21 protein-coding genes and 1 tRNA gene are annotated in these 21664 nt (G+C 49.2%); 13 read left to right on the forward strand and 9 right to left on the reverse strand.

All coding sequences use genetic code 11. The features are described 5' to 3' along the window. Positions 1-257: 257 nt before the first annotated feature. Entirely contained in the window at positions 258-788 is a 531-nt protein-coding gene (locus tag AN476_RS08590; protein WP_157063715.1) for a DUF6538 domain-containing protein, read from the reverse strand. Positions 789-1005: 217 nt separating this feature from the next. Between AN476_RS08590 and AN476_RS08595 the strand changes: the two genes are divergently transcribed. From AN476_RS08595 to AN476_RS08610, 4 genes are read left to right on the forward strand one after another with little or no spacing between them, the layout of a single operon-like run. Continuing rightward, a complete protein-coding gene (locus AN476_RS08595) occupies positions 1006-1362 on the forward strand; it encodes a hypothetical protein (RefSeq protein ID WP_054460790.1) in 357 nt (118 codons plus the stop codon). Next, on the forward strand, positions 1359-2627 hold the full coding sequence (locus tag AN476_RS08600) for a relaxase/mobilization nuclease domain-containing protein (RefSeq protein ID WP_054460793.1): 1269 nt from the start codon (positions 1359-1361) through the stop codon (positions 2625-2627). The genes AN476_RS08595 and AN476_RS08600 overlap by 4 nt, the downstream gene beginning before the upstream one ends. A 17-nt stretch (positions 2628-2644) precedes the next feature. Continuing rightward, positions 2645-4495, forward strand: coding sequence for a type IV secretory system conjugative DNA transfer family protein (locus AN476_RS08605; protein ID WP_083464289.1), 1851 nt, complete (start codon positions 2645-2647; stop codon positions 4493-4495). After that, positions 4488-5015, forward strand: a complete 528-nt coding sequence (locus AN476_RS08610) for a hypothetical protein (RefSeq protein ID WP_054460797.1) — start codon at positions 4488-4490, stop codon at positions 5013-5015. The genes AN476_RS08605 and AN476_RS08610 overlap by 8 nt, the downstream gene beginning before the upstream one ends. Before the next feature lie 371 nt (positions 5016-5386). Here the strand turns inward: AN476_RS08610 and AN476_RS08615 are convergent, their stop codons facing one another. Next, positions 5387-5941, reverse strand: a complete 555-nt coding sequence (locus AN476_RS08615; protein WP_054460799.1) for a recombinase family protein — start codon at positions 5939-5941, stop codon at positions 5387-5389. 99 nt (positions 5942-6040) lie between these two features. Here AN476_RS08615 and AN476_RS08620 point away from each other — a divergent pair, with 99 nt between their 5' ends. After that, complete coding sequence (locus tag AN476_RS08620; RefSeq protein ID WP_054460801.1) at positions 6041-6715, forward strand: hypothetical protein; 675 nt, start codon at positions 6041-6043, stop codon at positions 6713-6715. A 16-nt stretch (positions 6716-6731) separates the two neighbouring features. Here AN476_RS08620 and AN476_RS08625 read toward each other — a convergent pair whose 3' ends face one another. Continuing rightward, complete coding sequence (locus AN476_RS08625; RefSeq protein WP_054460804.1) at positions 6732-7238, reverse strand: antirestriction protein ArdA; 507 nt, start codon at positions 7236-7238, stop codon at positions 6732-6734. A gap of 221 nt (positions 7239-7459) precedes the next feature. Further along, on the reverse strand, positions 7460-9223 hold the full coding sequence (locus tag AN476_RS08630; RefSeq protein ID WP_054460806.1) for a reverse transcriptase family protein: 1764 nt from the start codon (positions 9221-9223) through the stop codon (positions 7460-7462). A gap of 1072 nt (positions 9224-10295) precedes the next feature. Here AN476_RS08630 and AN476_RS23535 point away from each other — a divergent pair. From AN476_RS23535 to AN476_RS08645, 3 genes are all read left to right on the forward strand, one after another. Next, positions 10296-10862 (forward strand): SLATT domain-containing protein, encoded by a 567-nt coding sequence (locus AN476_RS23535; protein ID WP_083464290.1) that lies wholly within the window; start codon positions 10296-10298, stop codon positions 10860-10862. Continuing rightward, on the forward strand, positions 10850-12208 hold the full coding sequence (locus tag AN476_RS08640) for a reverse transcriptase domain-containing protein (RefSeq protein WP_083464292.1): 1359 nt from the start codon (positions 10850-10852) through the stop codon (positions 12206-12208). Before AN476_RS23535 ends, AN476_RS08640 begins: the two co-directional genes overlap by 13 nt. Before the next feature lie 72 nt (positions 12209-12280). Next, positions 12281-13348, forward strand: a complete 1068-nt coding sequence (locus AN476_RS08645) for a hypothetical protein (protein WP_054460811.1) — start codon at positions 12281-12283, stop codon at positions 13346-13348. Here the strand turns inward: AN476_RS08645 and AN476_RS22845 are convergent. Both AN476_RS22845 and AN476_RS08655 read right to left on the reverse strand, forming a co-directional pair. Further along, complete coding sequence (locus AN476_RS22845) at positions 13319-14629, reverse strand: hypothetical protein (RefSeq protein WP_157063717.1); 1311 nt, start codon at positions 14627-14629, stop codon at positions 13319-13321. The genes AN476_RS08645 and AN476_RS22845 overlap by 30 nt on opposite strands. An 82-nt stretch (positions 14630-14711) precedes the next feature. Next, positions 14712-15434, reverse strand: a complete 723-nt coding sequence (locus AN476_RS08655; protein WP_054460815.1) for a hypothetical protein — start codon at positions 15432-15434, stop codon at positions 14712-14714. 563 nt (positions 15435-15997) lie between these two features. On the opposite strand from AN476_RS08655, the gene AN476_RS08660 reads away from it, so the two are divergent. After that, entirely contained in the window at positions 15998-16297 is a 300-nt protein-coding gene (locus tag AN476_RS08660; protein WP_054460816.1) for a hypothetical protein, read from the forward strand. Next, positions 16285-17847 (forward strand): recombinase family protein, encoded by a 1563-nt coding sequence (locus tag AN476_RS22385; RefSeq protein ID WP_083464304.1) that lies wholly within the window; start codon positions 16285-16287, stop codon positions 17845-17847. Before AN476_RS08660 ends, AN476_RS22385 begins: the two co-directional genes overlap by 13 nt. Here the strand turns inward: AN476_RS22385 and AN476_RS08665 are convergent. Further along, positions 17810-17885: transfer RNA gene (locus AN476_RS08665), tRNA-Thr, on the reverse strand. The two genes, AN476_RS22385 and AN476_RS08665, sit on opposite strands and share 38 nt — an antisense overlap. A 21-nt stretch (positions 17886-17906) precedes the next feature. On the opposite strand from AN476_RS08665, the gene AN476_RS08670 reads away from it, so the two are divergent. Beyond that, positions 17907-18215, forward strand: coding sequence for a hypothetical protein (locus AN476_RS08670; protein ID WP_054460819.1), 309 nt, complete (start codon positions 17907-17909; stop codon positions 18213-18215). A gap of 56 nt (positions 18216-18271) precedes the next feature. Here AN476_RS08670 and AN476_RS23540 read toward each other — a convergent pair whose 3' ends face one another. Next, positions 18272-18643: a helix-turn-helix domain-containing protein gene (locus tag AN476_RS23540; protein ID WP_157063718.1), complete on the reverse strand. Its 372-nt coding sequence runs from the start codon at positions 18641-18643 to the stop codon at positions 18272-18274. Positions 18644-19062: 419 nt separating this feature from the next. Here AN476_RS23540 and AN476_RS08680 point away from each other — a divergent pair, with 419 nt between their 5' ends. Further along, positions 19063-19938, forward strand: coding sequence for a hypothetical protein (locus tag AN476_RS08680; protein ID WP_054460822.1), 876 nt, complete (start codon positions 19063-19065; stop codon positions 19936-19938). Between the two features lie 36 nt (positions 19939-19974). Here AN476_RS08680 and AN476_RS08685 read toward each other — a convergent pair whose 3' ends face one another. Then, positions 19975-20394 (reverse strand): hypothetical protein, encoded by a 420-nt coding sequence (locus AN476_RS08685; protein WP_054460825.1) that lies wholly within the window; start codon positions 20392-20394, stop codon positions 19975-19977. 158 nt (positions 20395-20552) lie between these two features. Between AN476_RS08685 and AN476_RS08690 the strand changes: the two genes are divergently transcribed. After that, a complete protein-coding gene (locus tag AN476_RS08690) occupies positions 20553-21542 on the forward strand; it encodes a hypothetical protein (RefSeq protein ID WP_054460827.1) in 990 nt (329 codons plus the stop codon). The last annotated feature ends 122 nt before the right edge of the window (positions 21543-21664 follow it).

The following is a 21664-nucleotide window of genomic DNA, read 5'->3' on the forward strand; positions in this document are numbered from 1 at the left end:
TCGGGGGGCAGGTCAGTTCGATACCGTCAAAAGGGTTTTCCCACGCGGTAAGCCTGAAGCGTTTTTTGCTATGGTTCAGCACGGCGTTCACGGTGTTCATGCGGCGCTCAATTGTCGAGATCGCATTTCCCTTGTCTCTCAGACTATCCCGGTAAGCATAGGCGTGGTCAAAGGACAGCGCTTCAAGGGAAGGGTTCTCTAAGCCTATAGCCTCTTCAATCCCATTCAGAACAAGACCAACCTGCTTTGAAATATCCCTATAAGTTTCGGGCCTCTCGGTCCTTCAGATAGTTGTCAGCAGCGTCTCTTAGGGTCACTGGAGGGCGCTCTATCCCTTTGAGCTTCGCCTCCAAAAGCACGTCAAAACTTGAGGGAGCTGGATTGTTCGCGAACTTTGCTCCCAATTGCTGAGACGACAGTTTCTCGGCTTCCTTGCGGACCGCATCAGTGAAGTCCTGATACTTTCCTTGTTCAAGCTCTAAATCAACGGGCCCGATACGTTTGTCTCGGGGGGTCGCAAGGCCATGCTCAATTGCCGCCTTCTGAGCGATCTCACATCTGATTTGTTCGGTGGAAACCTTTGAGCGTCTACCAGACATTGCTTCATACTTGGCGTGAGCAACCTTCCAAGCTTCATAGATTTCGGCGGGATCTTTTGTACCAAGAGACCACTCCACAGCACTTTTTCCAAATACCCCTCGAAGATCTTCAGGGACTCGCCTGCGATACTTGGCATTTGCTGTTGCTGTAGCGGGTTTGAGATGCGGTAAATCCAAGGCGATCCTCATGTACGCCACCACAAAATGTGTAGCGTTTGTGTAGTGGTATGACCACTAACACCATGAAAATACTGTAATTTCAATGATAAATGGTGCGGTCAGATGGAGTTTGTTCAAACTCATCTGACGATGAAGATAAACTCGATTTTGAAGAAGTATTTCAAGAGCTTGAGCGTTGGAACGATATCCTCAAAGATGACAAGAATATCTTGCGAGGGCCACGCCCATGAGCCGCCTCGCGCCGTTTTCATTAAGACTAACCCCAGAGGAACGCTATCAGCTTGAAGTTCAAGCTGGGGCAATGCCGCTGTCGTCATATATCAAGTCCGTGGTTTTTGCCGCTGAAGCTCCCAAATATCGGAAGCGGCGCAAACCACCTGTTGCGGAGCAACAGCTCTTGGCTGAGGTTTTGGCGCGGCTTGGACAAACACGACAGGCAAGCAACCTCAACCAGATTGCCAAACACCTGAACCAAGGCACGCTGGTCGTTGATCCAGAACTGGAAGAAGACCTCAAACGTGCCGTGGCCGAAGTGGCGTGGATGCGGGCGACATTGATGGACGCTTTGGGGGTAAAATCATGATCCTCAAAGGTTCGCAAAGATCAGGTGCAAAGGCATTGGCTGATCATCTGATGAATGATCGTGACAATGATCATGTGTCATGCTTAGAGTTGCGAGATTTTTCAAGCAATCAACTTCATGGTGCACTCGCCGAGATGCACGCAATTTCCAAGGCAACACAATGTAAGCAGTTTATGTTCTCCCTCAGTTTGAACCCACCAACAGATCACATCGCCACCGAACAAGACTTCCTTGAGGCAGCAGACCGCGCAGAACAACAACTGGGACTGAATGATCAGCCCCGTGCAATTGTCATGCATGAGAAAGAAGGCCGTCGCCACGCGCATGTGGTGTGGTCACGTATCGATGCTGATGAAATGAAAGCGATCAATCTGCCCCATTTCAAAAACAAGCTGCGGGATTTGTCCCGCGATCTGTTTTTGGATCATGGGTGGCAATTGCCTGATGGTCTGGCGACCTATGGGAACAAATCACCCCTGAACTTCACACTAGAAGAATGGCAACAGGCCAAACGCCAAGGGCTTGATCCGCGTGAGATCAAACAGGCTTTCCAACAGGCATGGGAACGTTGTGACCGTCAGATAGGTTTCAAAAACGCCCTCGAAGATCGTGGGTATTTTTTAGCGCGTGGTGATCGGCGTGGATTTGTCGCCCTCGATGTTGATGGCAATGTTCACTCCATCGCCAAATGGACGAGCCTCAAAGCCAAAGACGTGAACGCCAAGCTTGGTTCGCCAAAAAGCCTACCATCAGTTGATGAAACACAATCCAATATTCGATCCAAGGTGTCGGATCAGATGCGCGGCTATATCGGTCAGATCAAAGACCGCCAAAACAGTGATCTTGATCCTCTGCGAGACGAGCTGCGGGACATGAACACAGCACACCATGATGAACGCCAGAAGCTCGATATTGGGCAAGACAAGCGTTGGGCCGAAGAAACCAAAGCTCGCTCTGATCTGTTGAACAAAGGCCTACGTGGCCTGTTTGACCGTCTCACTGGCAAAGGAAAATCCATTCGGCAGCAAAACGAGATGGATGCCCGCAAGGCCGCACAACGTGACCAGAAACAACGTGACTTCATGGTCGTGGAACAAATCAAGGAGCGGCGTTCTTTGCAGCGAGAGTTTCAAAAAATCCGATACAAACACATGAAGGAACGCAGCTTGGTCGCTCAGAAAATCAGACAGGCGCTCAAGGTTAATCAATCACAATCACACCAATTCGAACGGTCCCGCAATCGCGGACCTGATCTTTCAATTTAAACATTTCGGGGGAATTTATGTCTCGTCAATATCAAGTAATCTACGCGTGCGTCACATTGACGTTCGCGCTTTTTTGCATAGCTGATCAGGCGTCGGCACAAAGCCTTTTTGCTGACAACGGTTATGAACGACAACAGGCTATGGGCTTAACGCTTGCTCGGCTCTTCTTTGTCGTGATTTGCGTTGGACTGGGCTTTGGTATCGGTTGGTTGATTTCACCACGCAGTCGAGAGCTACGCCGTATCGGTTTCTTCATCGTTGCTGGGCTTTTTGGATTGGTCGCGATTTTCAACAACGGCGTTCTTGGATGGAGCGCCGCTTGGATATTTGCCGTTGTCGGTTTCTTCGTTGGCGTATTTTTCTGGGCGCGTTCTTCTGTTTCGTCCATCATGAAAATGCCCGATACTTTCGGGTCCAGCCGTTGGGCCACCTCGAAAGATATGGAGGAATCAGGTTTTTTGGAAAACGGTGGCCTCTACATCGGTGAATTTGCAAAAGGCGAAGAGCTTAGCTCAATTGAATACAACGGAGATCGGCACCTGCTGACTGTCGCTCCAACTCGATCTGGCAAAGGTACCAGTCAGATCATTCCAAACCTGCTTTCTTACGCTGGATCAGTCGTCGTTATCGACCCTAAGGGCGAAAATGCGATGATCACCGCCAAAGCCAGAAAAGATGCAGGATTCGAAGTTCACGTGGTTGACCCATGGGGCATTGTCGAAGCCGATGGTATCGAAACATCGTCGTTTAACCCGCTGGACTGGCTCGATCCGACAGACAACGAAATCACCGAAAACTCGATGATCTTGGCTGACGCTCTCGTGATGGCTGAAAACCACAATGACAGTTTCTGGAACGAAGAAGCCAAGGCCCTGCTGCAAGGTCTGCTGCTATATGTTGCCTCTGATGCTGAGGAAGACGGTCAGAGGCATCTTGGGCGGGTCAGAGAGATTTTGGTGTCTGGCAAAGATGAGCTGAACAAGATTTTTGCCAAAATGGCAAAATCAGATCATCACATGATTGCCAGCACGGGCAACCGCTGTTTGCAAAAGGAAGACAAACTCCTATCAAATGTTCTAGCTTCGGCTCAGGCACAGACCCATTTCTTGGACAGTGAGTACCTTCGTGAAAATATGAAGATCTCTAGCTTCAAGTTCGAGGATTTGAAAACTAAGCCAATGACAATCTACTTGGTTCTTCCTGCTGATCGCTTGAACACATTTAGCCGCTGGCTTCGCCTCCTTGTGCAGCAAGCCATCACGGTAAATGCTCGAAATATCCAGACTAAGCCAGAGAAACCAGTGTTGTTCATCTTGGATGAATTTGCAGCGCTTGGCCGTCTGAGCATGGTCGAGCAAGCCTATGGCCTCATGGCGGGATTTGGGATGCAGCTTTGGGCCATTGTTCAAGATGTGAGCCAGTTGGAACGTATCTACGACAAAGGTTGGCAGTCGTTCATCGCCAACGCTGGCATGGTGAATTACTTCGGTTCAACAGATCAAAGAACCGCTGAATATTTCTCTTCACTGTGCGGGGAGCAGACCGTTTGGAATCTTAGTACTGCGTTGTCACATGCTGTCGGTCAGGCTTTTGGTCAGCAAGGGCAAAGCGGTACGAGTACCAGCACAACAACATCAAACGCCGCACTAACCCAGCGTAAGTTGGCCTTCCCCGATGAACTGATGCGTATGACCGACCGCTTACAGATTATTCTGATGGAAAATGTGCACCCGATCATAGGCATTAAACACTACTGGTTTGAGAACGAGCGTTTGAAAGCACTCGGCGTCAATCTCCATGATCAAGAGGCGACCATAACTCCTGCATCCGTAGAAGAAGTTTTGAACGAGGAACAAAGCCATGAGTGACGATCCAAAAAACAAGGTTCTGAGCACCGAGTTTAACCAAGAGGTGTTTGATGAAGAAAAAGTCGTTGCTGAAAAAGGCAATGTTGGGCGAAAACTGACCCCAAAAGAGTACTTAATCTTATTTGAGCCTGAACTTGCACCAACTGGGCATATTGGCGTTCAGCGCGACTTGCCTTCAAACCCAGAGCATCAAGCTGAGGAAACCCCTATTGATCTACATGGTCATGATTTATCTCTCGAAGACACAGAGCATGGCTATTTAATTCAAATGAGGATTGAGGATGAACCAAGCGAAAAGGGTTTGGAGGGTGGGCGCATTTCGCGCCTAACCCTTGTCGCAGGCGAGCGTGATCCCAAAAACATCAAAGCGCATTTTGATGACGGAGAATGGAAAAAGCCACCTTCGACCTTTCTTGAAAAGCAGATCGTGATGGAAAAACGTGAAGAATATAACCGGACAGAGCAGGAAGTGGAAAATCCAGATCGCGGGCAAGATCCAGACAATGATCTGGACCTATAACACTTTGCATTTAAAGTGAAAAAGTAGTAATTTATTGTGGTGAAACATCAAAATACAAGACTTACTCACGGAAGTGAATTAATTGGGCGCAAACTTAAGAACTGCTTCGGTATTGAAGAGATAGCAGTCATACCACGCTATAGCTGGCGGTACTATGACTGGTGTGTTGAACAAGGCTTCGACATGGAAGCTTGGATTAAAGGCGCCGACGAGGTGCGGGCCCCTCAATTAAATTTTAGCGAAAACATTGAAGTTGTTCTTTGGGCAGACGAATGCAAACGGTTCCATCGAGGCGAGCTCGTACCGCCTTGGAAAGAGCCAGAGGGTTGCGTAGATTATATTGAAGATCGCATAAAGAAAGGAAAACCTATTTAGCGAACTTCAAACTGTTCAAGCTCATCCAAGGCTTTATCCATGGTTTTTGACAATTTAGGCCTACCCACATGTACGCCGCGTGCTTTAGCTGCGGCCATACCAGCCTTGGTGCGTTCGGATATTAGGCTGCGTTCATATTCGGCAAAGACTGCAAGCTGTCCATAGAGCATGCGCCCAACGGCTGTCGTGGTGTCGATCCCCTGAGTGATAGCCTGAAAGTCCACACTACGATCTCTCAAGTCGCTGAGTAATTGAAGCAAGTGGATGGTTGATCGTCCCAGTCTATCTAACTTCCAGACGACCAGCGTGTCGCCCGCTTCAAGGCTGTCGAGCATATCATCCAAACCACATCGTTTTGTGATCGCGCCAGAGACGCCGTGATCCCCATAAATCACCTTGCATCCTGCCGCTTTTAGGGCATCGATTTGCAAGTTTTCGCTTTGGTCTTTGTCGGATACGCGAACATAGCCGATCTTGCGCCCCTTGGGTTTTGTGTCTTCGTTCATGCCTTGATCGTAGCAGGCAAAATTCTTCTCACAATTGGGTTTCATGGCCGTTTCTCCGTTGCAAAAAGGGTTCCCTTTTCAAGCCCGCTTGGGTGAACGGTTTCAGCGTAATCAGCCTTAGAAATTTCCTGTGGAAAACAAGGGTTGGGTGACTTTGCTGGCGTGATGTGGCATCTCTATCAAAAGGGAACCCTTTTGAGCTTCGCGCGTCTCGGAGTTTCGAAAATGTCCCTGAGCACCTCAGATCTAGCGCCCAGCCGAGACGGTAAATCCAGCTTTGGTGTATTCTTCACAACTGCGGTATTGCTAACGCTGTGCCTCTGGTATTGGATGTTCAACGCCCTCGACGGATTAACATTTTTCGTGCTGTTTTGGTTTACGCCCATCGCTGGTGGTTTGATCGCCGTTCCAACACTCATTGCCCCAGAAAAGCTGTCTTGGCTTATCGCAGCGGGGCTTGTTGTTCTGGTCAACGTAGTTGGCGCAAATGGCAAGCAAATTGGAAAGCACATGGTTCGTCAATCACAAGCGGCAACCATTGAACGCCTCGAAACTCAGATGGCTAATTTCACACCGACGCATTTCGTATCGGGTGAATTTGCCGTGATCGAAAACCGTCCGCGCTCTTCGAATTCAACAGCCAGTGCACGTCTGCTGCATGGGGACTGCGTTCAGTTGCTGGAAATGTTTGTAAATAATGGCTCGTATTCTAGCGTTATCGTGTCCAACGTAGATGGGAAGCGCTACATTTACGCTCCGCACCTCACGCGCTTAGGCAATGGGCAATCATGCGATGCAAGCCATCGGCTTGTGAATTGATTGCTATCGGGCAGCGTCATGCCGCCCGATAGATCAGTTTTCCCCCTGCAACTTCTGTCTCGGTGTAATCCATAGCCAGATCATAGGCGATGGCGTCCATGTCGATGTAGTTGGCCAGATGCTCTGGAATTTCACCGAACAGGCCTTCATCAACAAACTGCTCCGCCAGTTCCTTCATGCTGTCCACGTGATAGATATCAACGTCAAAATCCGATGGTGAAACGCTATCAGGATCAAAGCTGTATCCTGCCTCTCCAACAGCAACGACAAACACCGTTTTCCCGTGATCGCCCCAGATTTCACAGGCCTCAAAATACTGCCCGATGTTGGCTTGATTTATCCCCCACGCTTTAGCCAAATCACAGTCAATATGATCCCCATCAATGAACTGAATTTCGTATTCTTCGACGGGATCGCCGTAGTCATTGAGGTTGCTGTTCGCCTTTTTGGCATAGTCTTCAAGGCTCTCAAAATAGAAACCATTGGCGGAAATATCATACGGTTGGGCGTGTAGTTGCGGCATTGTCTTGTCTCCTCTTCTTTGTTCTGACGGGTTGCGCATGCAACCGTCTGGCTTCCGCCGAGGAGCGGGGGTGCAAGGATCAAAGGTGCCGAAGGCAGGACCAGAGCCACGCACAGGTGCAGCACCGCGAACAGAGCATGGCGAGGACCCACCCTTTGATCCGCGTGGGGGCAGCCGCCCTAGTTGTCATGGGGGTATCCAGCAAAGAGCTTTCAGAAAAATTATGTGTTTTCGATATCTAGATTACGGATCGGGTTACGTCGCCCGAACTCCTCACCTGTATCTGCGTTGACGATTACGCGAATTTTATCCCGTAGCATCTCAAACATATTCACTTTGCGTCGATATTGCTTATCCTTTGAATCTGCCATCAGATATCTACGAAAAACGGCCAACATAAAGTCTGGGACTGCAATGCCGAAATAACTCTTGTCTACGATCTCAGTGGCTACAAACTCTGGGTGCCGATTGTTGTCGTTTTTGAGTTCTGACCACGCAGCCTTCACGGTTTCGGTTATAGCACTTTTTGTAACCTTGCTTGTTTGCTCGAAATAGAAATAGGCTCCTCGACTTTCGGCAGCCATCAAGCGACGTTTCAAAACTGTTTTCAATAGACTCAGATAGCAGCCTTGGTAGTCCACGCCTAATTTCCCAAAGACTATGTAACCTGTAAACGGCAGCGGCTGTAACGCAGTCAAGTAGGTTCTACGCAAATCTTCAGTCGTATCTGTAAAGTGAATTCCGTTTTTTGTAATTGCGTCGAGGTCTCCATCGGACCATGGGTTCGCTATATAGTCTTCCCAAATTCTTTTTGTTACGTTGTTAAGCTGTTCTTGATGTTGACTAGCACTAATTCCGAGGGCTAAGTATTTTTCGCCGTCTAGCGTGAATTCTGTTTCATCTACATAGAACTGAAAAGACGTTTGGTGTTGATTTTTTGGGGAATAGTTAACCGCCTCGCCGCTATCTTCCAAAACTTCTTGCCAAAGTGGGCCAATCTTGGAGGCCAAACGAGGCTCCTGAAAGGCTACATATTTCACGCGACCATCGAGATGATTAATATAGCTTTGTCGCTGATATGAATCACTTATTCCTAAATGATCTAAATGATCATTCAGTCCATATTTCTTTGAAAAATAGAGTTCTTGCCTCAAGGCAAGTTTCATCTTTCTTGGCGCATGAGGCGCGTTTTCTTCCGAAACACTGAGTCCAGTCACATAGTGGTTTTGACCTCGCGTGCTGTATTTAGTCTTGTCTGAACTAAGCTGAAATTTGTGTCGTGCAACGATCTCCGAAACTTCTGACACTTGAGGAAGGTTGCCATTGGATGAGAATGTCAAATCATCGGCATATCTACTGTAAACTGCTTTATACTTATCAGCCAAACCATTGAGATCAATGTCCATAAAGTGACTGATAGCATTTGCAATTATCGGGCTCGTCGGAAGCCCAAGAGGCAGTTTTTGATCAATACACAGAAAGTGAGAAAGTTGCATCGCAATACCCGAGTTTACACCTAAACTTTCGAAGAACGAAATCAATCGCCTGAGTGATATTGAGGGAAAATAGTTCTCAATATCCGATTTCAATATGTACTTTGCTCCAATATGAAATTGAGCATTATCTCGAGTATTTCGCCCCCGAACGTAACCACAATTGTGAGGGTGAGGGAAATTGGAAATGATCATTTCGAAAAACAGAGTCAGGCGTCTAGCGAGGCTCTTAAGAGCGTTGTTCAAATGGCCGCTAGCTTCCCATACAACTCGGCTTCCTCGCTTAGGATTACGTTTGGGTATTTCATGTTTATAAAACGGTGAAAAATGGAGCTGCGCAATACCCATTTCAACCAGTGGCTCGGCCAAACGAGCCTCATACTTGTGCACGTCAAAATCCGACGCATTTGTGAAGAAAATATCTTCCAAGCCAATGTAAGTGAGAAGCTGATCTTTTGTCTTCACTCGCCGTAAATCGTAATCAAATGCCATTTCCAAGAACTTTCAGTTGGAGCAGCCAGACACACGTAGCAAGTGGTTCCGTAATAGGCAGATGCGACTCGCACCTTTAACCATGTCGCCAAGCTGCTCCTGACATTCAGGGTAACACACTAATTGGGATGTAGAAATAGCTCCTAGTTGGTTCCCGTTTGAAGCAGCGAAGGCTAGCTTTTCTCAAATGGCGATCAATCACCATAAGATTGTGCATGGTTTGGTGCAGGTGGCGAGGTTAGTTCTCCAAATCCTGCGAGTGGGTCACAAGGGGCGACGATACGCCCTTTGGTCGGGTTCAGCGCCGATACGCTGACGGCATTCAATCCGCGCAGGGTTGATCTATGGGGTGTTGGGGAGAGATGACATCTCCCCAACGAGGGATCAAACACAGATATGTTTGCATGGTCGTGACTGGCTCAATGCCAATCTCGGCCATCAGCTTCGGGGGATACAACGGGGGAGCGCAGCAGCCCCCTTGTCAAGATCGTGTGGTACTACCACACACATCTTGCAGCATTCCTTAATGCTGGAAGTTGTCCGCATGGATCGCAGCGTCTAGTGTCATCTGACACACATCTCGCGCCATCACTTATTGGCGGAAGGTGTCCGAAGGGATCGCAGCGTAAATGGGTCATAGACCCACATCTCGCAGCACATCTTAGTGCTGTAAGGTGCCCATAGGGTCGCAGCGCCAACGGGTCATTTGACCCACATCTCGCAGCACGACTTAGTGCTGTACGATGGCCGCAGGGATCTCAGCGTTTGGTGTCATCTGAAACACAATTCGCAGGTTCTGTCGATTGAGGGTGATCTTATTGGCGTGTAACTCATGCGACTACATTCGTATGCTATGCAACAACTATTGGTAGACAAAACTCAATCAGTTAGGCACCTTGGGCGAGTGTGCGGGGGAGCAGCTATGCTGCTAGCTCGAAAGGGCTGAACTTAGGTACGCGAGTGTTTACATTCGAGCGGTGAAGTTTACTTCATCACTACCTTCTTCGGAGGGGATAATCCTTAGAACATCTTGTCCCGCACACGCCTATTTGGAGAAAGAATTTTGACGAAGATGACTGAAGAGAATATTGAAGTGAAAGATCGTATTTGGATAACATGCAAATCTCGAATTTATGCTGAACGTCGATTTCGAAGGTATGACGTCATATCCCATTTAGCACTTTCAATGCTATCCATCATCGTCATAGCGATTACCCTGTTACGGGACTTACTTCCAGCGGAAGTGCCCCTCGATGCCTACACAGTAGTTTATTCGGTGTTCATTCTTGCAGCGTCAATAATTGTATTTGGCTTCAAATTTGGCGAGATCGCTACACTGCATCGTGAGTGTTACCTGCGATTGCAGAGATTACATGATAGCAACGAAAACGCCTCAGAACTTCTACAACAGTACCATGATATTTTGTCGTCGTACCCAAATCACTCTGACACAGACTACGAAAGCTTGGTTATTGGTAGAACCTTTCCCAACAAAAAGAATATGCATAGCCCGACTGGCACCCCGATTTCGTGGTCATTTTGGATGTTAGTTCGCTGGGCAATACACCACTTATTACTGGTGATCCTGCCGATAGCAGTCGTGGTCGCTAGTATAGGCTCAATTTTTTGGATTTGGTAAACTTGAAGCCCGCCAAGCGTTTCCATTTGCGCCTAACCAAGGCTCATCTTCTCGACCTTCACGCGCAGTTCATCGAAAGTGGAGCGGCAGTTGGAAAAGACGGTATTCGTGTTGAGAGGTTTGGTAACGATATCGACAATGAAATCGCCATTATTCTGAGGAAGGTGAGTTCAGGAACTTACAAATATACGTCCTATCGTGAGAAATTAATTTCAAAAGGTGCTGGAAAAAACCCTCGTCAAATTTCAATCCCCACTGTCCGAGACAAACTAGTTTTGAAATTTCTCTCAGAACTACTCGCCGAAATATATCCCGAGCATGTTTCGCAGCCGCCCCATCATTACATTAAGAGAATCCATAGAACTTCAGCCGCAAAGCCCGCGTCAAACTACTATTTGAGGCTGGACATTCAAAATTTCTACCCTTCAATTGATCACAAGATTCTCATGCGGATCTTGAGGAGAACAATTCGGCAGAAGCAACTTTTAAAGTTAGTAGAAGATGCTATTAAGACTCCAACTGGTAGCCATTCTGGTTCGGGCAGCGTCCCAATCACAGGTGTTCCACAGGGGCTGAGTATTTCGAACATTTTGGCATCTCTCTACCTAAGCGAGATGGATAAAAAGTTCGAAACCGATAAATCAATTGAGTATTTTCGCTTCGTCGATGACATGCTCGTTTTAGCCGACTATTCAACTGCAAAACGTCTCTCTACGGAAATACCAGTGCTTCTAAAATCGAAGCGAAAGATTAAGTGCCACCCTGTAGGAAGTGGTAGCAAGAGTATTCTCGTTTCGTTGGCGGAGGGGATCGACTATCTTGGGTATCACTTTTGCCAGAGCAAAATTGAAGTTCGAAGTTCATCCTACAAAAAGATGTTTAGCAATTTGATGAAGTTGTTTTCCGCTATGAAGTATCGTTCCAACAAGGGACCAATCTTGTGGAGAATGAACCTTCGTATATCAGGTTGCATTTTTGACGGTAGAAGAGTCGGATGGCTGTTCTTCTTTGCTCAATCAAACAACACACAACAGCTGAAGCGTCTAGACGCTTTCGTGTCACAACAAGCAAAAAAAGTACTCGATCCGGCTGACCGTGAACGCTTAAAGACTTTCACACGTGCATATCACGAAATTCGCTTCAACTATGAAGATTCAAAATACTTTTTGAATTTCGATCAGTTTGACGATGCGCAAAAACGAGCGGAAATTGGCATTCTCCTGCCGCAGAAATCACTGGAAGAAATTGAGACCCTAGAAGGGGCCGAGTTGGACAAGCTATTTAGGAAGTGCATTTCAAAAGAAATTGGAGATTTGGAAAAAGATATGATGGAAGTTTTCTCATAATATTTTGCACCCTGATCACTTATTGATGTGACCCACGTCAGAACTTCTAAATAGAGCCATCTTGAACTCTATATGTTGGTTGATGTGCTTGTGTTCGGCGGAATTTATGACTGCACCAAAAGGGAATTGAAAATCGAATATCTTCGAAAATCCCTACATTTAGCACTCGCTCAGTTTTCCGAACTGACGGGCATTCCTTTTCCTGTCATTCCCCGTCTCGATCTTCACGACGATGTTGATTTTTGGGCATTGGCAGAACGAGAAGAAGGTGGATTGAAAATCCATGTCGGTGGTGGTGTCCTACCTGCCATCACGACGCTGTGGAATGACGCACTTAGCGAGAGTAATTTCATTTTGGGTGTCCACTCGCCATTGTTAGTTGAAAAGACAGATGCCGTCCAAATGTCATTGGGATGGTTGATGCTTCATGAAATGCAACACTTTGTGCTAGGCCACTTCGATATCGTTGGCCGCACATTCCTTAGCGAAACAGCACGTGGGAAACGCCTTGCTCTAACATCTCGCGGTGTAAGTAAGACCAGTATTTTCGATGATTTAGACGCTACAATCAAGCCAATGGTTGAGCCTTGCCTTGAGCTACAAGCTGACCATGATGCGATCGATCTAGTTCTGGATGCATATTCTACCGATGAATGGCCTAGCCTGCGCGCACGAATTGCTGCCATAGCGGCGATGATAATGTTGATTGAGCGCGAGGACGCCAAGCTAGTTGAAGCACACTCTTCCCATCCCAAAGCTGCCACACGAATTTTTCAACTATTGGGGCATGTGACGGAAATGCCATTAATCTTAGCTCAACGCAAAGCTGTACTGAATGGTGCTGCGAACGTTGATCCTAACGATATTCCTTCGAACGAAGAGCAAAGTGCTTTCAATCGAGAGGTCGTTATCCCCTCATTCTTTGATGTAGTGAATTTAGCCCGCGTTGCTGGAGCTGACAGTATCTGCAACGATCTGGGTGAAGCTTCTGACTTCTTCTGTGATGTGGGAACTGCTAAGATGGGCAACGTATCTGCGTTCAAAGGCTTGCGCACATCGGGTGCGAAACAATGGGCTGATCTGGTGGTTGTCAATGAGCGGATCAAAGAGTTATTCGCTCAAGATGGACTGGTTATTTAGCCTTCTCGGCAATCGCCCTGCTGCTTGGGCTTCTTTGATGATATCTGCGTTCGGATCGACATGAACGAGTAATTTATCATCAAAAACAGTTTTTCTAAGGCATGCAGCGGCGATAAGTTCCAGATCAGAAATTGGGTCTGCTTTATATTTTTTATAATATTTTGGATACTTGCTGGAATCATAAACGTCGGGAGCACGACCATGAACAACAGAGCCACGCAACTGTAGTATCACTCGCAAACGAGCGTTTGAAATTTGCGCCCCTAAAGTTTGTTGGACACCGTCCACGATCGCTTGGGTGGCGTTCTGTGGGTCGCCATACAACGCCTCTAGAACCATGCACAATATAGGAAATCGGTCAGAAGGAGCATTGTCCCAAGCTTTGAAAAAATATTCCAAACCAATCATTTGACGCCGTACGTCTTTGGCTGGATCATTTATCTTTTTTGACAATATCTGCAGCCATTGCGCATCTGACTTTGAGATAACGATGTCATACATGCATGGAGGTGTATGATTTGGTTCGAAGGAATATGAGAGGCCGTCATCTCCAAGAGTACACTGACCACCAAAAACTTCTCGCCCTGAGAACAAATGCCTGTGCTTGGGAAGACTGGTCAATGCGATAGCCCCAAGAATTGATGATCTAACTTTTAACGCCTCTTTTTTGTCTGCAGAGAAAACACTCAACCAAGACTGCGGCCTTCGTAAAGGTCCTTTGAAGCTTTTCTCTGGAGGGAACCGTGTCGCATCAAGGTGTTTTACAATGTGTTCATCCTTGATCCCAAAGCAATTCCCCGAAGATGCTGGAGAAAGACTGAATTGATCTCCTTCAAAAACGTTACGCACCACGACAGGAATTAGTGGAAATAAGTTCAGTTCAATTTTTGGAGCAAACAGAACATCTCTTGAAAGGGCATCTGCAAGGTTGTCTTTAGTTGCTTCAGAAATCCACTGATTGAGTGGTTCATCACGGAATTTTGCAAAAGTTTCATCGCCTAAATACCAGAAGTTACTAGAAATAAAATCCTGCAGCTTACTCGTAATGTCGCTGATCGCAAGCGCGCGCAGATATGATGGACCGTTGCTTCGCACGAACAGAGACGCGAGCTTCAATTCAACAAAATGATAGTATATATCTGCTCCCATTCTCCTGTCCCAATGCGGAGTTCCTGGCCTTCCATAAAAGAAGGATGCCTTTGCCCCGTCATCGCCCATTGTCATTGTTATTGATGACAGCAGGAGTTCTATTGTTTGTGCATGAATTTTGTTGTGACGCATTGATAATTTCCACTCACCTAGTTCTATTCTAAGCGTAATTTGGCGCCATCGACAGCCTAAGGATAAATTGATCCACCAATAATTAGGCCACAAACTTGACCGTAACGCGATGCAACTTGCACTGGCTGTCAGCAGCCCAACTGATGAGGTTTGTGAGACTGGATGGGAAGTCAGCGGTTTGTGCTGTGATCAGTATGAATTCGTGCACTCCCTCATCGTTGTTTTCTCTCAACGGATCAAGTTTGCCATCTTGCATTATTGGTAATCGGTTCTGGCCTGATTGAATTGGTGCGCTGATCCTACCGTTTGGGCCAAGCGGGATGTTGTGCCATTGGCCTCTTACACTCTGCATGGCGATGGCATAACCATCTGCCTCACCATCTAACTCAAAGCAAAATCGCTCGCCAAGTCGAATGATCGTATCGGCTGGCTTCAAATGACTTTCGCGCTCGACAATGCCCATTGTCACGAGAACAAGCACAAGACGGAAACGATCTGATATAGCCCGTTCGTCAACGATGGCTTGCCAGCGTTGCTCTGGTGTCTCTGGGAATATCTCGGGCGCAAGGCGGCGTGCTAATTCGAAATGATGCTCTGTAAGCCATTGATGGATCAAAGTGGCATAGGTGACCGCGATTTCACCTCGGCGCATGTTACGGACATAGTCCTGCCCGCGCGCCACGGGATAACCCACAGCGTCATCCATAATCAATTCTGGTGTTTTGCGCGGATCAAGGTCGGCCAGTGCTTTGAGCACAGGATAGAGCTTTGCCTTGTCAGCCTTATTCTTTGGATCAAATGACATGCGTCTTAATACGCACATATTGGATCTAAAGCCGAGTCTAACCTATGCCGGATCGACTATGGCATTTGGGGGCCGTGTGGAGATTTTTGAGAGCTAGAAGCAACTTGCTCATCGGGTGCGCATTCACAAAACCAAATGCCAGATTGCATTAAGATTTCCTTATCAGATCGCACTTTCGAAGCAGAACTGCCAGACGATATAATGAGGTTGCTGTCATTAGAAACGTTGGAATCCTTCATTGCATATAATGATGCTGAAACTGCCAATGCCGAAAATAGTAGAGATATTTTATTTTTCATAAATCAATATTACCACAACACGCACCTGATTTTCACTAGGCACATATTCCTACACCCGTATTCACCCCCTGAACACCCGAGATAGCCACAGCCTTGCCATGCTAGTGACAGGTTAAGCGCATAGGATCATTTGTGAATTTTCCTTGCGTGATCGCAGGAAAATGTGGTTGTATGTTCTATATTCGTTCCACACGTGCGCCCCGAACAATTGGCGACGTAGGACACACATTTTCCAAAAATCTATTTGAAGAAAGGAGCGCGTGCATGACCTGTTCGCCTGATAAAAACAATACGCCCACACGCCCCAGCCTCTCTGTTGACTGGGAGGTTTACGCCGCCATGCTGGAAGACAGCGATATGCCGTTGGATGACCAGAAAGAACTGATCGAAACCCTATGGTCGATTGTCGTGATGTTTGTCGATCTGGGCTATGATCTGAAACCCACCACGCAAATCTGTGGAGAAGATCAGGAAGCATTGGAACAGGATTCCACTGATTTGGTATCCTTATTAAATAGTGAATGGGCACAGACCCGTGCTGAGGAGGGCCAATGGCAGGAATAAGCAAAACAAGACCAAGCAAGGCGGTGATCTATTGCCGTGTCTCTGGGGCGAAGCAGGTACGTGAGGGTGATGGCCTCGCGTCTCAGGAAAACCGTTGTCGTGAATACGCCACCTACAAAGATTACGACGTGGTCGAGGTATTTCAGGATGACATGTCGGGCAAGTTTGAACGCCGCCCCGCAATGGATCGGATGCTAGCATTTTTGCGCCTGCATCCCAAAGACAGCGTTGTTGTCATCATCGACGATATCAGCCGTTTTGCGCGTAATGTTCAGGCGCATATCAAACTGCGTGAAACTCTGGCTGATGCGGGGGGCATTTTGGAAAGCCCCTCGATTGAATTTGGTGAGGACAGTGACTCACGTCTTGTCGAACACATGCTGGCATCAGTGGCACAGCACCAACGCGAGAAGAATGCCGAACAAACCTCCAATCGGATGAAAGGGCGGATGATGAATGGCTATTCCGTCTTCTCCGCACCTGTGGGTTACAAATACAAGAAGACGGGATCACACGGCAAACTGCTCACCTGCGATGAACCGATTGCCTCCATCGTGAAAGAGGCGTTGGAGGGATACGCCTCTGGTCGGTTCTCTGGGCAGGCTGATATCAAACGTTTTCTTGAAGCTCAACCTGAGTTCCCTAAAGACCTACCCAACGGGCAAATCCGCCAACAGAAGGTGACAGATATGCTGAACCGCGTGATCTATGCTGGGTATATCGAGCATGAGCCTTGGGGCATCACACGCCGCAAGGGCCATCATGAAGCGTTGATCTCACTGGAAACATACGAGACCATTCAGGCGCGTCGGAACAGCAAAGGCGTTGCCGCCAAGCGTCCTGATATCAGCGAAGACTTCCCGTTACGTGGGGCAGTTGTCTGTGCTTGCTGCGACAAGCCGATGACGGCCAATTGGTCGAGAAGCGCTACTGGGAAGCGCTATCCATACTTCAATTGTCAGACCCGCGATTGTTCCGAATATCGCAAAAGTATTCGCGCCGAGAAAATCGACACGGGGTTCGAAGCAATCCTGCGCTCGCTCAAACCAAGCAAACAAATTCTCGATATCGCCATGTCGATGCTGAAAGACGCATGGGATCAACGAGGAGAACAAGCCAAGCAGGCGAAAGCTGAAATCAAACGTCAGCACAAAGAGTTGGACAAGCAGCAAGATGCGCTTGTTGAACGCATGGTTGAGACTTCGAATCCGAAGGTGATGGCTGCGCTCGAAAACAAGATCGCAAAGCTGGAAGAGGACAAGATTTTGCTGACCGACAAGCTATCCCAAAACACAAAACCCAAGAGCACACTGGGAGAAATTATCGAACTATTGCGAGCATACCTCGCAAACCCTTGGAATATCTATGAAAATGGAACCCTTGAAGTGCGAAAAACCATCCTAAAAACGGCCTTTGCTAGCCCATTGGCGTACGACCGAAAAAACGGTTATCGAACTCCGCAAGTGTCTGTAATATTTGAGTTTTTTGAGAAAATTACATCAAAATGTGAAATGGTGCCCCCACACGGACTCGAACCGCGGACCTACTGATTACAAATCAGTTGCTCTACCAGCTGAGCTATAGGGGCCGTTGGGGGACCATTTAGAGAATGGAAAAGGAGTATGCAAGAGAGAAAAGGCTCATGCGTTTCATAAAATACCGAAAGCAGGTTGCCTTCTCTGCAGCACAGGAGGCAAACACCATTGCGACCCGCAGGACGGGCGAAACCGCGCTCCTTGCGCGCCCTTCTTGGAAGACTGAAAACAGGCTCATCTTTCAGAAAAACAGGCCAGACCTTCAATTTAATCTCGAACTGCAGTTGCCATTTACCTGGGCTCTTTGGGATCGAGGGCAGGCTCAATCTTCAGATATCGCCGCGCTGCCTGAAGAAGCAAAATCTAGGAGTTTCCCCCTATAGTGCGGTTCACTTTTGCAGATCACACCCAAGAGCAATGCCCATGTTAGCTGCGCCCCTTATACTGGCCCGCCTTGGCTCGGGCAGACCCGGAGAGGCGCGCGTTCATGGATCATTCGATTGCCGATCTGTTCAGGTTTCCAGACACTCTTGAGCTGTTCAACATTCCATTTGCACAAATCAGGATGTTTGATCAGTCTGCGCTGTTTTGCCCGGCAGTCAGCTGTCGAGAGCTGGACTGCTACACCGAAGTAGCCATCGCATTTGGGCATGCTCTCATCGCTGAAATGATTGCGCTTCCACTCACAAAATGTCGTCAACCTACAGCGCTTCAAAACACGCGCCACCTCGTCGACAGGGACTTTAGCGTGTCTCCAACGTTCTATTCTGCGTCGTTCCGTGATACTCAACTGCTTGGAGACGGCTCCCATGTCGTTTCCTTTCGCCAGATAAAATACCCTTTTCCAAAGGCTTCGCACTTCAAGTTAGCGCGCCGCCCCCTCCCATGCAGGTAACACTTGCAAATCGGACCAGCTACGAGTGCAGATCACGTGCACACCCAGCGGGCAGCACTGCGCCAGATAGGCTGCGCGCTTCAGATCCTCAGGGACTGATTGTTCATCGCCAAGCTGTGGATCAGAAGCATCCACAGGTCCGACATGTGTGGAGAGCCGGTGGTAATAAAATAGGCGGTGGGATACCCTAGGAAAACCGCCATCACGGTTGTGGAGAGCAACAGCGTCCCCGAGCACCAGGTGATTGGGACCCTCAGCCAAGCTTGCGGTTTGACCTAAGGGGCGCAGCAGAGTAAGCCTGAGAGAACGCAAGTTGACAGGAGATAAGCGACCCAATGCAAGTCATTTTTCATTGCGGCGCTCACGGAACCGAAGAAGACCGCCTGCTCAAAACCCTGCTGCGCAACAAAGACCGGTTTCGCCAGCATGGAACCGTTGTGCCGGGTCCCGGCAAATACAGATATCTGATCAAAGATTGCATCGCAGCCCTCGAGGAAGGACAGGCCACCGCCGACGCGCGCGATGTCTTATGGGATGCCATCCTCGAAGAGGAACAGGCAGACAGGGTCATTCTCTCCAACGCCAATTTCTTTGGCTCTCAACGCCAATCCCTAGGGGGTAGCCAATTTTACCCCGAAGCAGAGGGTCGACTCTTGGCCCTGCGGCAGCTCTTTGCGCAGGATGAGCTCGAACTCTATATCGGGCTGCGCAATCCGGCGACCATGTTGCCCGGCCTGTTTGAAAACGCTCACCCGGACCGAAAAACGAAGGTTTTGCAAGAGCTTGATCCCTACGGCCTGCGCTGGTCCGACCTTCTGAAACGGTTGCGAAACGCAGCGCCCGAAGTCCCGATCACGGTCTGGTGCTTTGAAGACATGCCCCTGATCTGGGCCCAGATCATCCGCGAGATGTCCGGTCTAGAAATGAACCAGCGCCTGGACGGGGGCATGGATTTGCTCGCCGCCATCATGACCCGAGAAGGCATGCAGCGGCTGCGCCACTATCTGGGACAACACCCGGAAATGACTGAAATGCACCGGCGACGGGTGTTTTCAGCCTTCTTGGACAAATATGTGCGCGACGACGAGCTGGAAGAGGAAATCGACCTGCCCGGTTGGAGCGATGCCATGGTTGATACAGTCACCAGCCTTTACGAAGAAGATATGGAAACCGTTCAGCGCATCCCCGGTGTCACGATGCTTTCCCCGTGATCTGCGCCTGCCCCTTCAGAGGCGAGGCTTGACCCCTTAGGGTGAAACCGGTTGCCCGGACCGATCGACCCTGAGCACCTCCATGGTGCGATCATCATAAAACACCTCAATGGTGATCTGTTGAACCGAACCCAGGGGAAAGACCCCATAGGGCAAACCATCTTCTGGCAGGATGGCATTGGGCGCGGCCTGATCTTCGTGGCAGGGCGGCATCGGCCAGATCACAGGCGCAGCACCATTAATCCCGAGGCGCATCCCATCCAAGCCACAGCGCCAGGACCACAGGTGGGTCACATAGAGCAGGTCCTGCCCTTCATACTCGCGCACGGACACCCAGTTCGCCTTGGTGGCGGCCAGGATGGGCTTGACCTCTGCGGCGGTGGTAAAGGGCGCTGCCTGCAACAGGCCGGGCAACAGGCCCAGCGCAAACCCCAAAACTGATAGTGTTCTCGACATAACCATTTCCTCCCAAATACTGATACAAACAAGTCGCGCCTCAGGGGCCAGTTTCCGCCGGATGAGCGGATTGTCTTTTGCCTCAGGTCAGTTTCGAATATAGCTTCCAAGATACCCAAGCCCAAACCGCTCGCAAGAGGCGGAAGACAGGAAAAGCAATGGCGCAGCAGTCTTTCAACGTCGTGATCGTCGGCCAGACGGGCCGTTTGCAATATGAGGCGCTGCTCTTTGCCGCCTCCCTGCGTCACAGCGCACCTGGTTTCACGGGACGCCTCTTTGTGGCAGTGCCGCAGCCCGGCCCTCGGTGGCGCAAAGACCCCAGCATTCACAATGCGGGCGTGCTGGAGGCCCTGGCCCGGCTTGACGTCGAAATCCTGCCCTTTGAAAACAAGATTTTTGGCGAGTCCTACCCCTATGGCAACAAGATCGAAGCCCTGCAGGCCCTGCCCGAAGGTGAGCCTTTTGTGTTTTTTGACAGCGATACGCTGATCACCGGCGACCTGACTTCAGTCCCTTTTGACTTTGATCGCCCCTCCGCCTCATTGCGGCGCGAAGGCACCTGGCCCAAGCCGACGCTCTATGGGCCTGGGTATACTGACATCTGGCGCTCCCTCTACGAGCGGTTTGGACTGGACATCTACCCCACCCTGGATTTGAGCCAGCCCGATGAGTTCTGGAAACGCTACCTCTATTTCAACGCAGGCTTTTTTTACGGGGCCTGTCCGCGCGCCTTTGGCAAACGCTTTGCGGTCTACGCCCAGTCGATCCAAAAAGACCCGCCCCTCGAACTGGTCGGCCAGTCCCTGGATCCCTGGCTTGATCAAATTGCCCTGCCGCTGGTGATTCATTCCTTTGGCGGTGGCCGCGACACCCTGCCCGCCGGCTATCTGGATGGGAAAGTGAGCTGCCACTACCGGCTGTTTCCCCTGCTCTATGCCCGCGAAAGCGATGCGGCAATCGCACTGCTGGAAGAGATTGCAGCTCCGAACTGGATCAAGAAGGTTCTTAAAACCTATGAGCCGATCAAACGGCTGGTCTATCAGGGCCGCGGCGCCCGTGTGCGGGCGCTCTTTGATCAGGACCACCTGCCCCGACGCGAGCAGGCCATCCGCAACAAGATCAAATCCGAAGGCCTGTGGATGCGCTAGCCCCGTCGCAAGCGCCCGCCCGGCATATGCCATGGAAGGCGAGCTCCCGCCGCCCGCGCCGTGGGACAATTTCCCCTTCAGGCGCAAACCCTGGCAATGCTGTTCCGAATTTCAACGCCCGC

The sequence above is a fragment of the Phaeobacter sp. 11ANDIMAR09 genome, from assembly GCF_001294455.1.
Lineage (GTDB): Bacteria > Pseudomonadota > Alphaproteobacteria > Rhodobacterales > Rhodobacteraceae > Pseudophaeobacter.